The sequence below is a fragment of the Mycobacterium sp. PSTR-4-N genome (assembly GCF_022348085.1).
Lineage (GTDB): Bacteria > Actinomycetota > Actinomycetes > Mycobacteriales > Mycobacteriaceae > Mycobacterium.
The window spans coordinates 618,044-633,864 of sequence record NZ_JAKRFN010000001.1; the positions used below are offsets into that span (position 1 = coordinate 618,044).

17 protein-coding genes are annotated in these 15,821 nt (G+C 69.6%); 4 read left to right on the forward strand and 13 right to left on the reverse strand.

Going from position 1 to position 15,821, the window contains the following annotated elements:
* Window positions 1-81: 81 nt before the first annotated feature.
* Window positions 82-384: a co-chaperone GroES gene (gene groES / locus MHN84_RS02940; RefSeq protein WP_032668542.1), complete on the reverse strand. Its 303-nt coding sequence runs from the start codon at window positions 382-384 to the stop codon at window positions 82-84.
* 263 nt (window positions 385-647) lie between these two features.
* Here groES and MHN84_RS02945 point away from each other — a divergent pair, with 263 nt between their 5' ends.
* A complete protein-coding gene (locus MHN84_RS02945) occupies window positions 648-2,279 on the forward strand; it encodes an HNH endonuclease signature motif containing protein (RefSeq protein ID WP_241203119.1) in 1,632 nt (543 codons plus the stop codon).
* Here MHN84_RS02945 and MHN84_RS02950 read toward each other — a convergent pair.
* From MHN84_RS02950 to glmS, 11 genes are all read right to left on the reverse strand, one after another.
* Complete coding sequence (locus tag MHN84_RS02950; protein WP_241203120.1) at window positions 2,276-2,707, reverse strand: nuclear transport factor 2 family protein; 432 nt, start codon at window positions 2,705-2,707, stop codon at window positions 2,276-2,278. The genes MHN84_RS02945 and MHN84_RS02950 overlap by 4 nt on opposite strands.
* Window positions 2,704-3,726, reverse strand: coding sequence for a tRNA (adenosine(37)-N6)-threonylcarbamoyltransferase complex transferase subunit TsaD (gene tsaD, locus MHN84_RS02955; protein ID WP_241203121.1), 1,023 nt, complete (start codon window positions 3,724-3,726; stop codon window positions 2,704-2,706). The genes MHN84_RS02950 and tsaD overlap by 4 nt, the downstream gene beginning before the upstream one ends.
* Window positions 3,723-4,175 (reverse strand): ribosomal protein S18-alanine N-acetyltransferase, encoded by a 453-nt coding sequence (gene rimI / locus MHN84_RS02960; protein ID WP_241203122.1) that lies wholly within the window; start codon window positions 4,173-4,175, stop codon window positions 3,723-3,725. Before rimI ends, tsaD begins: the two co-directional genes overlap by 4 nt.
* Window positions 4,172-4,798, reverse strand: a complete 627-nt coding sequence (tsaB, locus tag MHN84_RS02965; protein WP_241203123.1) for a tRNA (adenosine(37)-N6)-threonylcarbamoyltransferase complex dimerization subunit type 1 TsaB — start codon at window positions 4,796-4,798, stop codon at window positions 4,172-4,174. Before tsaB ends, rimI begins: the two co-directional genes overlap by 4 nt.
* Complete coding sequence (tsaE, locus tag MHN84_RS02970; protein ID WP_241203124.1) at window positions 4,795-5,256, reverse strand: tRNA (adenosine(37)-N6)-threonylcarbamoyltransferase complex ATPase subunit type 1 TsaE; 462 nt, start codon at window positions 5,254-5,256, stop codon at window positions 4,795-4,797. Before tsaE ends, tsaB begins: the two co-directional genes overlap by 4 nt.
* Window positions 5,249-6,337, reverse strand: a complete 1,089-nt coding sequence (locus MHN84_RS02975; protein ID WP_241203125.1) for an alpha/beta fold hydrolase — start codon at window positions 6,335-6,337, stop codon at window positions 5,249-5,251. Before MHN84_RS02975 ends, tsaE begins: the two co-directional genes overlap by 8 nt.
* On the reverse strand, window positions 6,334-7,485 hold the full coding sequence (gene alr, locus MHN84_RS02980) for an alanine racemase (protein WP_241203126.1): 1,152 nt from the start codon (window positions 7,483-7,485) through the stop codon (window positions 6,334-6,336). Before alr ends, MHN84_RS02975 begins: the two co-directional genes overlap by 4 nt.
* A gap of 36 nt (window positions 7,486-7,521) precedes the next feature.
* A complete protein-coding gene (locus MHN84_RS02985; protein WP_241203127.1) occupies window positions 7,522-8,907 on the reverse strand; it encodes a glutamate decarboxylase in 1,386 nt (461 codons plus the stop codon).
* A 10-nt stretch (window positions 8,908-8,917) separates the two neighbouring features.
* Window positions 8,918-10,321 (reverse strand): NAD(P)H-hydrate dehydratase, encoded by a 1,404-nt coding sequence (locus MHN84_RS02990; protein ID WP_241203128.1) that lies wholly within the window; start codon window positions 10,319-10,321, stop codon window positions 8,918-8,920.
* Window positions 10,322-10,343: 22 nt separating this feature from the next.
* Window positions 10,344-10,715 carry an STAS domain-containing protein gene (locus MHN84_RS02995; RefSeq protein ID WP_241203129.1) on the reverse strand — a complete coding sequence of 124 codons (372 nt, stop codon included), beginning with the start codon at window positions 10,713-10,715 and terminating at the stop codon, window positions 10,344-10,346.
* Window positions 10,716-10,962: 247 nt separating this feature from the next.
* A complete protein-coding gene (gene glmS / locus MHN84_RS03000) occupies window positions 10,963-12,828 on the reverse strand; it encodes a glutamine--fructose-6-phosphate transaminase (isomerizing) (RefSeq protein WP_241203130.1) in 1,866 nt (621 codons plus the stop codon).
* 67 nt (window positions 12,829-12,895) lie between these two features.
* Between glmS and MHN84_RS03005 the strand changes: the two genes are divergently transcribed.
* Genes MHN84_RS03005 through MHN84_RS03015 form a run of 3 tightly spaced genes read left to right on the forward strand, consistent with a single transcriptional unit; the run spans window position 12,896 to window position 15,226 of the window.
* On the forward strand, window positions 12,896-13,750 hold the full coding sequence (locus tag MHN84_RS03005) for a dienelactone hydrolase family protein (RefSeq protein WP_241203131.1): 855 nt from the start codon (window positions 12,896-12,898) through the stop codon (window positions 13,748-13,750).
* 19 nt (window positions 13,751-13,769) lie between these two features.
* A complete protein-coding gene (locus MHN84_RS03010) occupies window positions 13,770-14,807 on the forward strand; it encodes an LLM class F420-dependent oxidoreductase (RefSeq protein WP_241203132.1) in 1,038 nt (345 codons plus the stop codon).
* A complete protein-coding gene (locus MHN84_RS03015) occupies window positions 14,804-15,226 on the forward strand; it encodes a PPOX class F420-dependent oxidoreductase (RefSeq protein WP_241203133.1) in 423 nt (140 codons plus the stop codon). The genes MHN84_RS03010 and MHN84_RS03015 overlap by 4 nt, the downstream gene beginning before the upstream one ends.
* Here MHN84_RS03015 and MHN84_RS03020 read toward each other — a convergent pair whose 3' ends face one another.
* Entirely contained in the window at window positions 15,227-15,802 is a 576-nt protein-coding gene (locus MHN84_RS03020; protein WP_241203134.1) for a TetR/AcrR family transcriptional regulator, read from the reverse strand.
* Window positions 15,803-15,821 lie beyond the last annotated feature (19 nt).

Sequence of the window (15,821 nt, forward strand, 5' to 3'; positions counted from 1 at the left end):
TTCCCTCAAGTCGGGTATGACGCGCACCGCCCCGGACATCACCCGTCTATGCGGGAACGTCCGGGGCGGAACACGATTCGCTTACTTGGAGACGACAGCCAGCACGTCGCGGGCCGACAGGATCAGGTACTCCTCGCCGTTGTACTTGATCTCGGTGCCGCCGTACTTGCTGTAGATGACCACGTCGCCCTCAGACACGTCCAGAGGAATCCGCTTCTCGCCATCCTCATCCCAGCGGCCGGGGCCAACTGCGACGACGGTGCCTTCCTGCGGCTTTTCCTTGGCGGTGTCGGGGATGACCAGACCGGAAGCGGTCGTGGTCTCGGCCTCGTTGGCCTGAACGAGGATCTTGTCCTCGAGTGGCTTGATGTTGACTGCCACGATTGGAGCCCCTTCACTCAGTATTGATGTGGGTGTGCGTACACGGCGGTCGGTGACCGCCCTCGCGCCGTCGTCGCGGGTGCCGACACAGGGTTGAACCGACTGCCGCCTAGCACTCTATACATGAGAGTGCTAGGTGCTCAAGGTCGGGGTTCGCGTGTACGCCTCGGGCGAACGCCGACGGATTCATCCCCAGCCTCCGGGTTATCCCCAGGCTGGGTTTTTGGTGCTCTCGAGCGGGGGTGACGGTGGGTAGATTCGTACATGTGTTCGAGTTGACGCGGGTGGTGGAGGCGGATCTGGTCGAGGTGATGACCAGCTCCGCAGCCGCTGCCGCGCGGGCGGAGGCGATGAAGCTGGCCGCGATCGCCGAACTGTGGCGGCGGCGCCGCCGCCCCGAGCGGGAGCGCTGGGTATGCGCGGGCTGGGATGCCGCGGCCGCCGAGGTCGGCGCCGCGCTGGGGATCAGTGCGGGGCGGGCGTCGGTGCAGATGGACCTGGCGGTGGCGATGCGTGACCGCTTCCCCCGGCTGGGGGCACTGCTGGCCGACGGGCAGGTCAGCCTGGACGTGGTCAGGGCGGTGGTGTCGCGGACCGCGCTGGTGCTCGACCCGTCGACCCTGCGGCTGCTCGACCACCATTTCGCCGAGGCTGTGGCGGGGTGGGGGGTGTTGTCGCAGAAGAAGCTCGAGGCCGCCATCGACGTGTGGATCCAGACCTATGACCCCGACGCGGTACGGCGGGTGCGTCAGCGCTCACGGGATCGGTCGTTCACCATCGGGGATCGCCATGACAGCTCGGGCGTCACCGAGGTGTACGGGCGGCTGGCCACCCCCGATGCGGCGCTGCTGGCGACCCGGTTGGCGATGATGATCGCCTCAGTCTGCGAACACGATCCCCGCACCCGGGATCAGAAACGCGCCGATGCTGTCGGCGCGATCGCCGCCGGAGCCACCGCGTTGGCGTGCCGCTGCGGACGCCCCGACTGCGCGGCCGCCCAGATCGATGACGGGCGCGCCTCGTCCATCACCGTCACCGTGATCGCCGACCACGCCACCCTTGACGCTCACCCCGATCCGCAGCTGCACGGCGAAGCACCCCCACCGAACTACACACCACGCAACACCACCCCCGCCGAGACCGACAAAGCCGAGCAGAAGCCGGAGCCGGCAGCACCTCTGGAGGCGGACCAGCCGACCCCGCCGCAGCCGGCACCACCCGCCACCGCACAACCCCGTCGTGCGGCGCTGATCGTGGGCCCCGGAGGGGGCATCGTGCCCGCACCGCTGCTGGCCGAACTCATCGCCCACGGCGCCACAGTCCGCTTCGTCGGGGCAACCGACGGTCTGGCCACCGAGGGCTACCGCCCGTCGACGGCGCTGGACCGGTTCGTGCGCACCCGCGACCTGACATGCCGCTTCCCCGGCTGCGACCGCCCCGCCACCCACGCCGACATCGACCACACCGTGCCCTACCCCACCGGGGCGACCCATCCGGCCAACACCAAATGCCTGTGCCGCCACCATCATCTGCTGAAAACGTTCTGGGACGGCTGGACCGAACAACAAACCCCCGACGGGCGCCTACACCTGATCAGCCCCACCGGCCACAGCTACACCACCACCCCGCTATCAGCGCTGCTGTTCCCGTCCTGGAACACCCGCACCGGACCCCCACCAACCCCCACCAACACCGCGCAGCGACCCACCCCGGGCCGCCACCTCAAGATGCCCACCCGCCACCGCAGCCGCACCCAGAACCACACCGCCTACATCCGAAGAGAACGCGCACTCAACCACCGCGAACGCACCCGACAACACACCGAAACCGCCCCACCACAACACAACTGGAGCACCTACTCCACCCCACCCACCGGCGATGACCCGCCGCCGTTCTAGCGAAGCTGGTCGGGATTCATGAGCAGGTGGTCCGACACGTCGCCGATCATCTCGACGTCGACGGTGCGTTCCGTGAAGTACCAGCCGTGCCCGTCGCGGGCAAAGGTGTCGGCGTACCGCCCGACGACGATCGGCTGCAGCGCAACGGTATCGGTCTGCTGGACGACGCAGAACGTGGATCGCGCGGCCGCAGTGTCGCCGCTGACATCGACGATGGGATTTAGGACCAGATGACGGGTGCGCGGGGTGTTGCCGCGATCGGGAAAACGACGGGTCGTCGCGGCGAACAGGGCCGCGATCGGCTCGCTGCCCGCTACACCCATGAAGTTGCCCCGACCCAACAGCTGACCCACGCCGTCGAAGTCGCCCGCATCGATCAATTCGGCGTAGCGGTACAGCAATTCGGTGATCACCGAACGATCACTCACGCGACCTGCCCCCGCACCACCGGCAGCCCTGGATCGCTGGCCACATCGAGCGGCGATGGCTCCGCGCCCGCCGCGATCAGGTGCGCCGCGAACGACGCGATCATCGCCCCGTTGTCGGTACACAACCGCGGACGCGGCACCCGCAGCGTCAATCCCGCTGCCGCGCAGCGCTCCTCGGCCAGCTCCCGCAGACGCGAATTCGCCGCCACACCGCCGGCGATCAGCAGCGTTGACACACCCAGCTCCTCGGCCGCGCGCACCGCCTTCGCTGTCAGCACATCGGCGACCGCCTCCTGGAAGCCCGCCGCGATGTCGGCCTGCGAGGCCTCCGGATGACTCTCCACGTAGCGCGCGACCGCGGTCTTGAGCCCCGAGAAACTGAACGCATACCGGTCATCGCGCGGACCCGTCATCCCGCGGGGAAACGTGATCGCAGCAGGGTTGCCCTCGCGGGCCAAGTCGTCGAGCACCCTGCCACCCGGGTAGCCGAGGCCCAGCAGTCGCGCCACCTTGTCGTAGGCCTCCCCCGCCGCGTCGTCGACCGTCGAGCCCAGCTCCACGATCGGCTCCCCGAGCGAGCGCACGTGCAGCAGGTTCGTGTGCCCACCCGAGACCAGCAGCCCGATGCTCTCCGGCAGGGGGCCGTGATCGTAGACATCGGCAGCCAAGTGACCGCCGAGGTGGTTCACCGCGTAGAAGGGCACCTGCCAGGCCGCCGCATACGCTTTGGCCGCGGCCACACCCACGAGCAGCGCACCGGCGAGTCCGGGCCCGATCGTCGCCGCCACCACGTCCGGCCGGTCGATTCCCGCCGTCTGCAGCGCACGTCTCATCGTCGGACCCAACGCCTCCAGATGCGCCCGCGACGCGATCTCCGGCACCACACCGCCGAATCGGGCATGCTCGTCGACGCTCGAGGCGACCTCGTCGGCCAGCAGCGTGACCGTTCCGTCGTCGCTCAGGTCCGCGATACCGACTCCGGTCTCGTCGCACGAACTCTCGATCGCCAAGATGATCATCGCGGCTCCCGCTTCATCGAATAGGCGTCGGCACCGCTGACGCGGTAGTACCGCTTGCGCAGCCCGATCCTCGTGAAACCCTCGCTCTCGTACAGCGCGATCGCGGCCTCGTTGTCGGTGCGCACCTCCAGGAAGATCGCGCCGCCGTCGGCGTAGGCGAGCAGCCTGCGCAACATCTCCCGGCCGATGCCGTGGCCCTGATAGGCGGGATCGACCGCGATGGTGTGCACCTCGTACTCGAACGGCTTGCTCCGCCCGAGTCGCGCGATGCCGGCATACCCCACGAGCTTGTCGTCGGCGCGCGCCGCCACGTAGTGGTTTTGCTTGGCCGCGATCTCGGCCAGAAAGGCACGCTCCGGCCACGGATCGTCCCCGTCGAACACCTGCGCCTCGAGTTCGGCGCACCGCGCCGCGTCGGCGGCCACCAGTGTGGCGTATTCCACGTTCATCGCGGGACCGCCGACGGCTTCGCATCGGGCCTGCGCAGATACAGAGGCACCAGGGGCTCCGGTTCGGCATCCCAATCTGCCACGGCGGCAACGAGTCCCGCCACAGAAGGAGACACCGGCGCCAGCCGCGGCAGCTCGAAGAGTGCCGCGTGCTCGGGCGAGCCTGCCACCGTGGCCGCACCGGCCGGCACGTCGGCCGCGGCGTTGACCGCGGGCCCATCCACCCGGACCCCGTCGCGATACCTCGCCCAGTACACCTCGCGCCGGCGCGCATCGGTGACCACGAGCAGCTCTCCCGTCGTCCCCGCCGCGATCGCATCCAGGCTGCACACACCGTGCACCGGTATCCCCAGCGCATGCCCGAACGCCGCCGCGGTCGCCATGCCCACCCGCAACCCCGTGAACGGTCCCGGCCCGCACCCGACCACCACAGCAGTCAGTGCGCTCACCTCGACATCGGCGTCGGCCAGGGCTCCGACGACATTGGGCGTCAACGTCTCTGCGTGCGCGCGCGGATCGCGCGTCACCCGTTCGGCCAGCACCTCGATCCCGGAGTCGAGCCGCACCACACCAGCGGTCACCGCCGGGGTGGCGGTGTCGACGGCCAGCACGAGCCTGCTCACGGCTTGCTCCACTGCCACATCGCCGTGCGCACGTCACTGCCGGCCGTGCGCTCCAGCCGAATGTCGAGGTGACGCTCCGACAGCCGCTCAGCGATCCCCTCGCCCCATTCCACGACGACGACCGCTTCGTCGAGATCGGTGTCGAGGTCCAGGGAGTCGAGTTCGGCGAGCAGGTCCACCGAGCTCTCGTCCAGAAGGCGGTACAGATCGACGTGCACCATCGCCGCCGCTCCGGCCCGACGCGCCCGGTGCACGCGCGCCAGGACGAACGTGGGTGACAGCACCGGACCTTCGACGTCCATGCCCTGCGCGATTCCCTTGGCCAGCACGGTCTTTCCCGCCCCGAGTGGACCCGACAGCACCACCAGGTCGCCCGCGCGCAACCCGCGGCCCAGCTCCGCCCCGAACGCCAAGGTGTCCTCGGCGCCGGCCAGCTGCTGCACCCCCGAGTCAGCCATTGTTGCGCACCCGCTCCCGCACCCGCCGGGTCAAGGCGACAAGCTTCGACGGCATCGACCGCTCGACCAGCCGCACCAGCGCCTCGTCGATGATCTCCGGCTGTTCCAACTGCACGAGATGTCCTGCGCCACCGACGATCACCAGTTCCGACTTCGGCAGTGCCGCCGCCATCTCCCGTGAATACTCGGCAGGAGTCAGCAGATCTCGGTCACCGCAGGCGATCAGAGTCTGCACCTTCTGCAACGTAACCAAACCCGCGGTCTCGTCGTGCACCTCCAACGCGTGCAGGAATTCGACGAGCGTGGTCACCGACGTGTCGTGCATCATCCGCTCGGAGAACGCCACCACGCTCGGGCTGATCTTCTCGTCGCCGTAGGACGCTGCCCGCAGAATGGGCCCGATGATCGACCGGGCGGCACCCCGGAACCTGTGCACCGTCTTCGGTGCGTAGCGAGCGGTGAACTGCACCGCCTCCAGCGCGGGGTTCTTCAGGATCTCCCCCAACGGTGATCGCGAAACCCCTTCGGCAGCAGAGGCGATGATCGCGGCGCCGACGATGCGCGTCGGATAGCGCTGCGGATACTGGCGCGCGTGGGACAGGACCGTCATCCCGCCCATCGAGTGTCCGACGAGCACCACGGGTCCGCGCGGGGCCATGACCGCCAGCACGCTCTCGAGGTCTCGGCCCAGCTGTTCGACTGTGTAGGTGTCCGGGGGCGCCTCCCCGGACTGGCCGTGGCCGCGCTGGTCGTAGAACACCATGCGCACCTGCGCGCCCCACTGCTCGCTGAGCCGGGCTCGCTGAAAATGGAAGGAGCCCATGCGAAGACAGAAGCCGTGCGCGAACACCACCGTCAGCGGCGCGTCGGTGGGGCCGACCTCGCGCACCGCCAGCGGCACCCCGTCCGGTGTCGTGACGACCGTGCTGCGATCGGCGTCGAGGAGCTCGAAATCCTCGTCGCGGTGCGGATCGACGTCCGTCACGCGGCGGCGCAACGACCGCGCCGCCGTGACCCCGGCGGCCGAGCCGACGGCGGCGACTCCCGCCGCACCCGCGAGCCAGCCCGCCCGCGGGCTCATCGCACGCCCCCTCGGTACGCGCGGGTGATCCGGCCCCGCGGGCTGCACACCACCTCGTAGTTGATCGTGCCCAGCAGATCCGCCCACTCCTGCGCCGTCGGCTCGCCCCGGGTGCCCGGGCCGAACAGGATGGCCTCGTCGCCCTCGCTGACCTCGACCGGACCCGGTCCGAGGTCGACGACGAACTGGTCCATGCAGACGCGTCCGACGTTGGGGTAGCGGCGGCCGTTGATCTGCACCGTCATCTTGTTGCTCAGCGAGCGGAAGACCCCGTCGGCATACCCCGCGGGGATCAGCGCGACCGTGGTGTCCGCCGTCGCGACCCATGTGTGCCCGTAGGAGACGCCGTCGCCGGCACGGATCGAGCGCACCATCGCCACCGGGCACGTCACCGTCATCGCCGGCCGCAGCCCCATGTCGCCACGCTCAGGGATCGGCGTCTGCCCGTAGACCGCGATGCCCGGCCGCACCATGTCGAACGCCAGGTCGGGCCGCGTCAGCGCCGCCGGGGAGTTGCTCAGGTGCACGACCTCGAAGCCCACCCCCGCCGAGCGCGCGGCCGCGGCCAGCTCGCCGAGCCGCTGGCCCTGCACGCTGTTGAACGGGTGCTCGGGCGCGTCCCCGTGCGCGAGGTGGCTCATCAGGCCGCGGATGCGCACGGCACCGTCGGATGCGGCGTTGCGCAGCGCGGTGACGACGGCCGGGAAATCCTCCGGTGACACTCCGTTGCGGCTCAGACCGGTATCGGCCTTGATGGTCACGGTGGCCGTACGTCCGGTCCGCTCGACCGCCGACAGCACCTCGCTGACCTGTCGCGCCGACGAGACCGCGAGCTCGACGTCGGCCGACACCGCGGGCGCGAAGTCCATCCCCGGCGGGTGCAGCCAGGCGAGCACCGGCGCCGTGATGCCGTCGCGGCGCAGCGCCAGCGCTTCGTCGACGGTCGCGACGCCCAGCTGGGCTGCGCCCGCGGCCAGCGCTGCCCGCCCGACGGCGGTCGCGCCGTGGCCGTAGCCGTCGGCCTTGACGACGGCCATGACTGCGGCCGAGCCGGCGCGTTCGCGCAGCACGGAGATGTTGTGCGCGATGGCGTCGAGATCGACGATCGCCGTCGGCACATGCTGGGTCGTGTTCGGAGCGTTGATCACCGTCGCCGATTCTCCCAGGCCGTTGCCGGCGGTGGGTCAGTGGGCGAAGTGAGCCTCGTCGGAGAACCCGCCCACGCCGGTGCGGTTGAGCTTCTCGAGCACCTCGACGATGTCGTCGCGCAGCGCGCGGGCCAGGTTCGCCGAGAACCCTTCCCGCACCACGATGCGCAGTACCGCGACGTCGGTGGCGTTGTCGGGCATGGTGTAGGCCGGCACCTGCCAGCCGTAGCTGCGCAGCAGCGCCGACACGTCGAACACCGTGAATTGCGTGTCCTCGACCAGCGTGAACGCCACCACCGGGATGGCCGACCCGTCGGAGATCACCTCGAAGACATCCATCGCGGCCAGCTCCCGCGCCAGCCACTGCGCGGTGTCGGACAGGCAGTGCATCACGGTGGCGTAGCCGTCGCGGCCCAGCCGCAGGAAGTTGTAGTACTGCCCGACGACCTGGTTGCCGGGCCGGGAGAAGTTCAGCGTGAACGTCGGCATGTCCCCGCCGAGGTAGTTCACGCGGAACACCAGTTCTTCGGGCAGGTGGTCGGCGTTGCGCCACACGACGAAGCCGATGCCGGGATAGGTCAGCCCGTACTTGTGCCCGCTGACGTTGATCGACACCACCCGCGGCAACCGGAAGTCCCACACCAGGTCCGGATGCACGAACGGCACCACGAAGCCGCCGCTGGCCGCGTCGACGTGCACCGGGATGTCGAGGCCCTTGTCGGCGGCCAACCCGTCGAGTGCGGCGCAGATGTCGCCGACGGGTTCCAGCTCGCCGGTGAACGTGGTGCCCAGGATCGCCACCACGCCGATCGTGTTCTCGTCGACCTCGTCGAGCACCTGCTCCGGGGTGATCACGTAGCGGCCGTGGTCCATCGGTAGGTACCGCGCCTCGACGTCGAAGTAGCGGCAGAACTTCTCCCACACCACCTGGACGTTGGATCCCATCACCAGATTCGGCGTGCGGCCCTTCCAGTCCTGCCCGGCCGCCTCGAGCTTCTGCCGCCACCGCCACTTGAGCGCCAGGCCGGCGAGCATCACCGCCTCGCTGGAGCCCACCGTCGACACGCCGATCGCGCTGGACGGATCGTCGTCGCGCAGGTTCTCGGCGTGGAACAGGTCGGCCACCATGCACACACAGCGCTGCTCGATCGCGGCCGTGACCGGGTACTCGTCCTTATCGATCATGTTCTTGTCGAACGTCTCCGACATCAGCTGCCCGGCCTCGGGGTCCATCCACGTGGTGACGAAGGTCGCCAGGTTCAGCCGGGAGCTGCCGTCGAGCATCAGTTCGTCGTGGATGAAGCGGTAGGTCTGCTCGGGATCCATCGACTCGTCGGGCAGGCGCAGCGCCGGGATCGGGGAGGTCGACAGGCGGCCGCAATACGCGGGGGTCAGCGAGGAGTGGCGCGAGACGTTGGGCATGTGGTCCTTTCTAGAGGATCGAGCCGAGCGCCGTTCGCAGATGAGCGAGGATGCGCGAGGACGACGTCGGCGCGGGTGCGGGCCCGGGATCGCGGGCGGCGAGGTCGGCGGCGCGCGCGTGCACGAACGCGGCTGCGGCGGCGGCCTCACCGGGCGGCAGACCCGCGGCCAGGAGCGCCCCGATGACCCCGGAGAGCACGTCACCGGAACCCGCGGTCGCCGCCCACGCCTGTCCTGCGACGTTGAGATAGGTCGGGCCGTCCGGTTCGGCGATGACGGTCACGTTGCCCTTGAGCAGAACGGTGACACCGAGCCGGTCGGCCAGCCCGCGGGCGGCGGCGACGCGACCATCGCCCGGCGGGTGGCCCGCCAGGCGCGCGAACTCGCCGGCGTGCGGGGTCAGCACGGTCGGGGCGTCCCGGCCGGCGACGAGATCGGGATGGGTCGACAGGATCGTCAGACCATCGGCGTCGACGAGCACGGGCAGGTCGGTGCCGAGTGCGAAGGCCAGCGCGGCCTCACCGGCTGCGTCGGTACCCAGGCCGGGGCCGACGACCCACGCCTGCACACGTCCGGCGCTGGTGAAGTCCTTCGTCGCGATCACCTCGGGCCAGTGCGAAACCACCTCGGCCGCAGCAGTTCCCGCGTAGCGAACCATGCCGGAGTGAGCGGCCACGGCTGCCCCGGTGCACAGGATCGCCGCGCCCGGATACGTCGCGGAACCGGCCATCACACCGGTCACGCCCTGGGTGTACTTGTCGTCGCTGCGGCCCGGCACCGGCCAGCGGGCGGCCACGTCCGCGGCCTCGAATCCCCGGATGTCGGCGGCGGGCAGATCGAGGCCGATGTCGACGAGTTCCACACGGCCGCATGGCCCCAGCGCGTGCACTGGTTTGAGGCCACCGAACGTGACCGTGACGGCAGCGCTGACATGCGGACCGTCGGCGGCGCCGGTCGCGACGTCGACCCCGCTGGGGATGTCGACCGCCACCACCGGCGCGTCGGTGCCGGCGAACACCTCCGCCGCGGCGGGGCGCAGCGGTCCGGTGGCACCGATACCCACCACCCCGTCGATCACGAGATCGGTTGCCGGCGGCACCTTTTCGACGATGCGACCGCCGGCTCTGCGAAAGGCGGCCAGCGCCGCGGCGTGCGCTCGGTCGGGGTTCAACAGCACCGCTGACGCGCCCGCACCGCGGCGTCGCAGGAACGTGGCGGCCCACAGCGCGTCACCGCCGTTGTCCCCGGAACCGACCACGGCGCAGACCGTCTTGCCGGACACCGCACCGAGCTCGCGGACGATCGCGGTGGCGAGCCCGAAGGCGGCCCTGCGCATGAGCACGCCGTCGGGCAATGCGTCGAGCAGCGGTGCCTCGGCGTCGCGGATCTGCTGGGCGGAGTAGTAGTGCCGCATCGCCCCACGGTACGTCGTGCGGCTACTGCGCTTTCGTGCCGCTGCGGGCGTCCGACAGCGTCGGGTAGAGGTCGATGATCTCGTCGATCTTCATCATCCGCAGTGGGCGGGCGGTCGCGGGTCCTTCAGCGACGACGCGCAGTGAGATACCCGCCTTCTCGGTGAGGCGATGGGTCTCGACCAGCATGCTGATACCGGCTGACGACAGGAAGCCGACACCGGTGATGTCGACGATCAACAACGTCAGGGAATCGGAGAGAGCGACGTCGAGGTGCGTGCCCAGGGTGGGTGCGGTGAGCACGTCGAGGTCGCCCTCGACCTGCAGGACGACCGTCGTGCCGTCGCGCTGCGGGCGGACCACGAAGCGGCCGCGGTGATGTTCTTGCACGTTCATCCTGTGCCCCCGAGGGTCGGACAGGCACCAGCGCACAGCCGTGAAGACCGTGCGTGCCTGTATTTCATGCGGCAGTGGGCCGCAGTGACGGGGATTTCCGTCGTGCGCCGGGCGCGTGGCTCCGGCGACCGCTGCTTGCAGAACGGTTGTTACTCGGTTTATCGGTCCCGGGGAGGACGGCGTTAACAGAGCGCCCTTAATTCTTCCTTAAATTGACAGGAGAGTCATAATCGCGCTGGTCAGAAGGTTACTCGACGGTAACCGACTTCGCGAGGTTGCGGGGCTTGTCGACGTCGTAGCCGCGGGCCTGGGCGACACCGGCGGAGAACAGCTGCATGGGGATGGTCGAGAGCAGCGGCTGCATCAGCGTGGAGACGGCCGGGATCTCGATCAGATGGTCGGCATACGGCGCGACGGTGTCGTCGCCCTCTTCGGCGATCACGATCGTGACCGCGCCGCGGGCCTGGATCTCCCGGATGTTCGACAGCAGCTTGGCATGCAGGGTCGCCGAGTTCTTCGGCGACGGCATGACCACGATGACCGGTAGATCGTCTTCGATCAGCGCGATCGGACCGTGCTTGAGCTCACCGGCGGCGAACCCTTCGGCGTGCATGTAGGCCAGCTCCTTGAGCTTGAGCGCACCTTCGAGCGCCACCGGGTAGCCGACGTGGCGGCCCAGGAAAAGCACCGTCTGCGCGGCCGCGAACCGGGTGGCCAGCGCCCTGACCGGCTCGCTGGAGGCCAGCACCCGGGAGATCAGCTCGGGCATGGCCTCCAGATCGCGATACTCACGAGCCACCTCGTCGGGGTACTTCGTGCCGCGCGCCTGCGCCAACGCGAGGCCGACCAGATAGTTCGCCGCGATCTGCGCCAGGAACGTCTTGGTCGAGGCCACCCCGACCTCCGGGCCGGCGCGGGTGTAGAGCACCGCGTCGCATTCGCGCGGAATCTGGCTGCCGTTGGTGTTGCACACCGCGAGCACCTTGGCCTTCTGTTCCTTGGCGTGGCGCACCGCCTCGAGGGTGTCCGCGGTCTCCCCGGACTGCGAGATGGCCACGACCAGGGTGTGGCTGTCCAGCACCGGATCGCGGTAGCGGAACTCGCTGGCCAGCTCGACCTCGACGGGCAGCCGGGTCCAGTGCTCGATCGCGTACTTGGCCAGCAGCCCCGAGTGATACGCCGTGCCACAGGCCACCACGAACACCTTGTCGACGTCGCGCAGTTCCTGATCGGAGAGGCGCTGCTCGTCGAGGACGATGCGGTTGTCGGCGAAATGACCCAGCAGGGTGTCCGCCACCGCCGAGGGCTGCTCGGCGATCTCCTTGAGCATGAAGTAGTCGTAGCCGCCCTTCTCGGCGGCCGAGGTGTCCCAGTCAATGTGGAACGCGCGGTAGTCCTGGGTCTCGCGGCCGTCGAAGTCGGTGATGCGGTATCCGTCGGCGGTGACCACGACGGCCTGGTCCTGCCCCAGCTCGACCGCCTCGCGGGTGTGCTCGATGAAGGCCGCGACGTCGGAGCCGACGAACATCTCGCCCTCGCCGACCCCGACCACCAGCGGCGTGGACCGCCGGGCCGCCACGATCGTGCCGGGATCGTCGGCGTGGGCGAACACGAGCGTGAAGTGGCCTTCCAACCGGCGCAGCACCGCCAGCACCGCCGCCGGGAAATCACCGGCGTGCTCGCCCGCGTCGTACTCGCGGGCCACCAGGTGCACAGCCACCTCGGTGTCGGTGTCGCTGGCGAACTCGACACCGGCGGTTTCCAGCTCCGCGCGCAGCGCCGTGAAGTTCTCGATGATGCCGTTGTGCACGACGGCGACCTTGCCGGTGGCGTCGCGGTGCGGGTGGGCGTTGCGGTCGGTCGGCCGTCCGTGGGTGGCCCAGCGGGTGTGCCCAACCCCCGTCGACCCGACCAGATTCTCGCGACCCTGCTCGGCCAGCGCCGCCTCCAGATTCGCCAACCGGCCCGCCTTGCGCTGCACCGTCAGCCCACCACGCCCGTCGAGCAGCGCCACTCCCGAGGAGTCGTAGCCGCGGTACTCCATCCGCCGCAGCGCGTCGACGACGATGTCGCAGGCGGGGCGCTGCCCCACGTAGCCGACGATTCCGCACATAGCCAACCAGGGTACGGCAGACGACGTCGTCTGCCGGTCGGGATGCCGGGTGGGATACGGTCGTCGGGTGGCCAGCACGAAGAAGCTCTTCCGCGCGTTGACCCGCCGCGGGCCGCACAAGGTTTTGTGCGGTGACCTGGCCTTTGCCGGGTTGCCCGGCATCGTCTACACCCCGGCGAGCGGGAAGAACCTGCCGGGTGTGGCGTTCGGCCACGACTGGATCACATCCGCCGGGCGCTACCGCGGGACGCTGGAGCACCTGGCGTCGTGGGGCATCGTCGCGGCGGCGCCCGACACCGAGACGTCACTCGCGCCGTCGGTGCTGTCACTGGCATACGACCTGGGCACCGCGCTGGACATCATCGCCGGCGTGCGACTGGGCGGCGGTGACATCAGCGTGCATCCGGGCAAGCTCGGCGTCGCCGGCCACGGGTTCGGCGCGTCGGCAGCGGTGTTCGCGGCCGCCGGGATGCCGAGCAAGGTCAAGGCCGTCGTCGCTGCGTATCCCCTGGTCAGCAGCCCGCCCGCCGAGAAGCCGGCCGCGGGACTGACGGTGCCGGGGCTGATCCTCGCCGATCCGGGCGACCCCATGACGCTGCGCTCCAACGCCGTGGAGCTGGCCCGCGCCTGGAAGCCGGCCACGCTGCGGTCCACGTCGAAGACGAAAGCCGGCGGGCTGGTCGAGGGCAGACGCCTCGCGACGGCCGTCGGGCTTCCCGGGGCCGACAAGGGCACCCAGCGGATCGTGCGGGCCCTGATGACGGGCTACTTGCTGCACATGCTGGCCGGCGAGAAGGACAAGGGGCCCTACCGCGCCTTTGCCGACCCCGACGGGGCGCTGCCGAAGACGCAGATCATGGACCCCTTCGCCGACGATCCGGTGGACCTCGAGAACAAGGTGGTTGCGCTCCTCAAACCGTGATCGTGTGAGTATCTAGGGCATGCGCACGGGCATCTTCCTCAACTACGCGGGTGGGTTCCTCGAGGCGGTCGACGAGGTCGTCGAACTCGAGAAGATCGGCATCGGCATCGCGCTGGTGCCCGAGGCCTACTCCTACGACGCGATCAGCCAGCTCGGGTTCCTGGCCGCGCGCACCTCGCGCATCGAGCTCGGCACCGGCGTGGTGCCGATCTACACCCGCACCCCGGCGCTGATGGCGATGACGGCCGCCGGACTGGACTACGTCTCCGACGGCCGGTTCCGCCTCGGACTGGGCACCTCGGGACCGCAGGTGGTCGAAGGCTTCCACGGTGTGCCGTTCGACGCGCCGCTCGGACGCACCCGCGAGGTCGTCGAGATCTGCCGGCAGGTGTGGCGGCGCGAGCGCCTCACCCATGAGGGCAAGCATTACCAGGTGCCGTTGCCGCCCGACCGCGGCACCGGGCTGGGCAAGCCACTGAAGATCATCAATCAGCCTGTCCGCGAACGTATTCCGATCACCATCGCGGCCCTCGGCCCCAAGAACGTCGAGCTGACGGCCGAAATCGCCGAGGGGTGGCAGCCGGTCTTCTTCTATCCGGAGAAAGCCGACGACGTGTGGGGTGCAGCGCTGCGCGCCGGTGCGGCCCGACGCGATCCGGAACTGGGCCCGCTCGACGTGATGGTCAGCGCGAGCCTGGCGATCGGCGATGCCGTCGAGGACCGATTGGCTTGGGCGAAACCGCAATTGGCGCTCTACATCGGCGGGATGGGCGCCCGCGGCCGCAATTTCTACCACAACCTCGCGACGCGCTACGGCTTCGGCGAGGTGGCCGATCACATCCAGGATCTCTACCTTGCCGGCAAGAAGGCCGAGGCGATCGACGCGGTGCCCGACGACCTGGTGCGCAAGGTGTCACTGGTGGGGCCGCGCGGCTTCGTCGCCGAGCGAGTGGCGGCGTTCGCCGAGGCCGGCGTCACGACCCTGCTGGTGCATCCGTTGACCGGTGACCGACGCGAGTCCGTCGCCTTCGTGGAGGAATTACAGTCGCTGCTATGACCGAGCTGACCGACGACGTGATCGCGTTTCTGTCCCACGGCACGCGAACGGCGAAGCTGGGATACGTCGCCGCCGACGGCCGGCCGCTCGTCGCCCCGGTGTGGTTCGTGGTCGACGACGGCCAGCTCGTCTTCAACACCGGCAAGGACACCGCCAAGGGCCGCGCGCTGGCGCGCGATCCGCGGGTGGTGCTGTGCTGCGACGACGACCGGCCCCCGTTCTCCTTCGTCCAGGTGCAGGGCACCGCGACGACGAGCGAGGATGTCGACGAGGTGCGTGCCTTCGCCACCCGCATCGGCGGACGGTACATGGGAGCCGAGCGCGCCGAGGAGTTCGGCCGACGCAACGGCGTGCCGGGCGAACTGCTGGTCCGCGTCACCCCGACGAAGGTTCTCAAGGCGTTCGACCTGGCGAACTGATCACGCCTGGATTCCGCTGGTGAGGATCGCGGCGAGCTCGCGGTAGGCCGCCGCGTCGTCGAGCCCGGCGCGGTCGCGGACCGCGCGCTGCTGGATGCGCACCATCATCGTCGCGACGAGCTCCCCCGCGAACGCGGCGTGCACATCCCGGAATTCGCCGGCTGCCACCCCCGCCGCGATCAACTCCTGCACCCGCCGTGCCGCGATGCGGGTGTTCCGCTCGTAGATGTCGCGCGCCGGGGCGAAGGCGTCCAGATCGGCCATGAATTGATCTGACGCCGGATCGAGTGCCTCGCCCACCGCGTGCAGATACGCGGTGACGCGCTCGCGGGCACCGTCGGCGGTGGCGACGCGTTCTTCCACGGAATCGGTCGCCGTGCGGAAGAAGTGCACGGTGGCGGCCGTGACCAGCTGTTCCTTGCTGGCGGCCAGCGTGTAGAGGGTCGATTTCGAGCAGCGCAGCCGTGCGGCGATGTCGTCGAGCGTCAGATGTGCGAAGCCCTCGGCCAGCAACAGCGAGACCAGGGCATCGAAGAGCTCGGAGCGCCGCGCAGTGGCGAATGTCGGCGTGCTCATCGAGCCGATAGTACTGCAC

Coding starts and splice junctions, on each gene's coding strand:
- MHN84_RS02985 (WP_241203127.1), bottom strand. CDS start 8,907: ATGCCCAACGTCTCGCGCCACTCCTCGCTGACCCCCGCGTATTGCGGC.
- rimI (WP_241203122.1), bottom strand. CDS start 4,175: ATGAACGTGGAATACGCCACACTGGTGGCCGCCGACGCGGCGCGGTGC.
- MHN84_RS02995 (WP_241203129.1), bottom strand. CDS start 10,715: ATGAACGTGCAAGAACATCACCGCGGCCGCTTCGTGGTCCGCCCGCAG.
- glmS (WP_241203130.1), bottom strand. CDS start 12,828: ATGTGCGGAATCGTCGGCTACGTGGGGCAGCGCCCCGCCTGCGACATC.
- tsaD (WP_241203121.1), bottom strand. CDS start 3,726: ATGATCATCTTGGCGATCGAGAGTTCGTGCGACGAGACCGGAGTCGGT.
- MHN84_RS03010 (WP_241203132.1), top strand. CDS start 13,770: ATGCGCACGGGCATCTTCCTCAACTACGCGGGTGGGTTCCTCGAGGCG.
- MHN84_RS03020 (WP_241203134.1), bottom strand. CDS start 15,802: ATGAGCACGCCGACATTCGCCACTGCGCGGCGCTCCGAGCTCTTCGAT.
- MHN84_RS02990 (WP_241203128.1), bottom strand. CDS start 10,321: ATGCGGCACTACTACTCCGCCCAGCAGATCCGCGACGCCGAGGCACCG.
- MHN84_RS02975 (WP_241203125.1), bottom strand. CDS start 6,337: ATGAGCCCGCGGGCGGGCTGGCTCGCGGGTGCGGCGGGAGTCGCCGCC.
- tsaE (WP_241203124.1), bottom strand. CDS start 5,256: ATGGCTGACTCGGGGGTGCAGCAGCTGGCCGGCGCCGAGGACACCTTG.
- MHN84_RS03015 (WP_241203133.1), top strand. CDS start 14,804: ATGACCGAGCTGACCGACGACGTGATCGCGTTTCTGTCCCACGGCACG.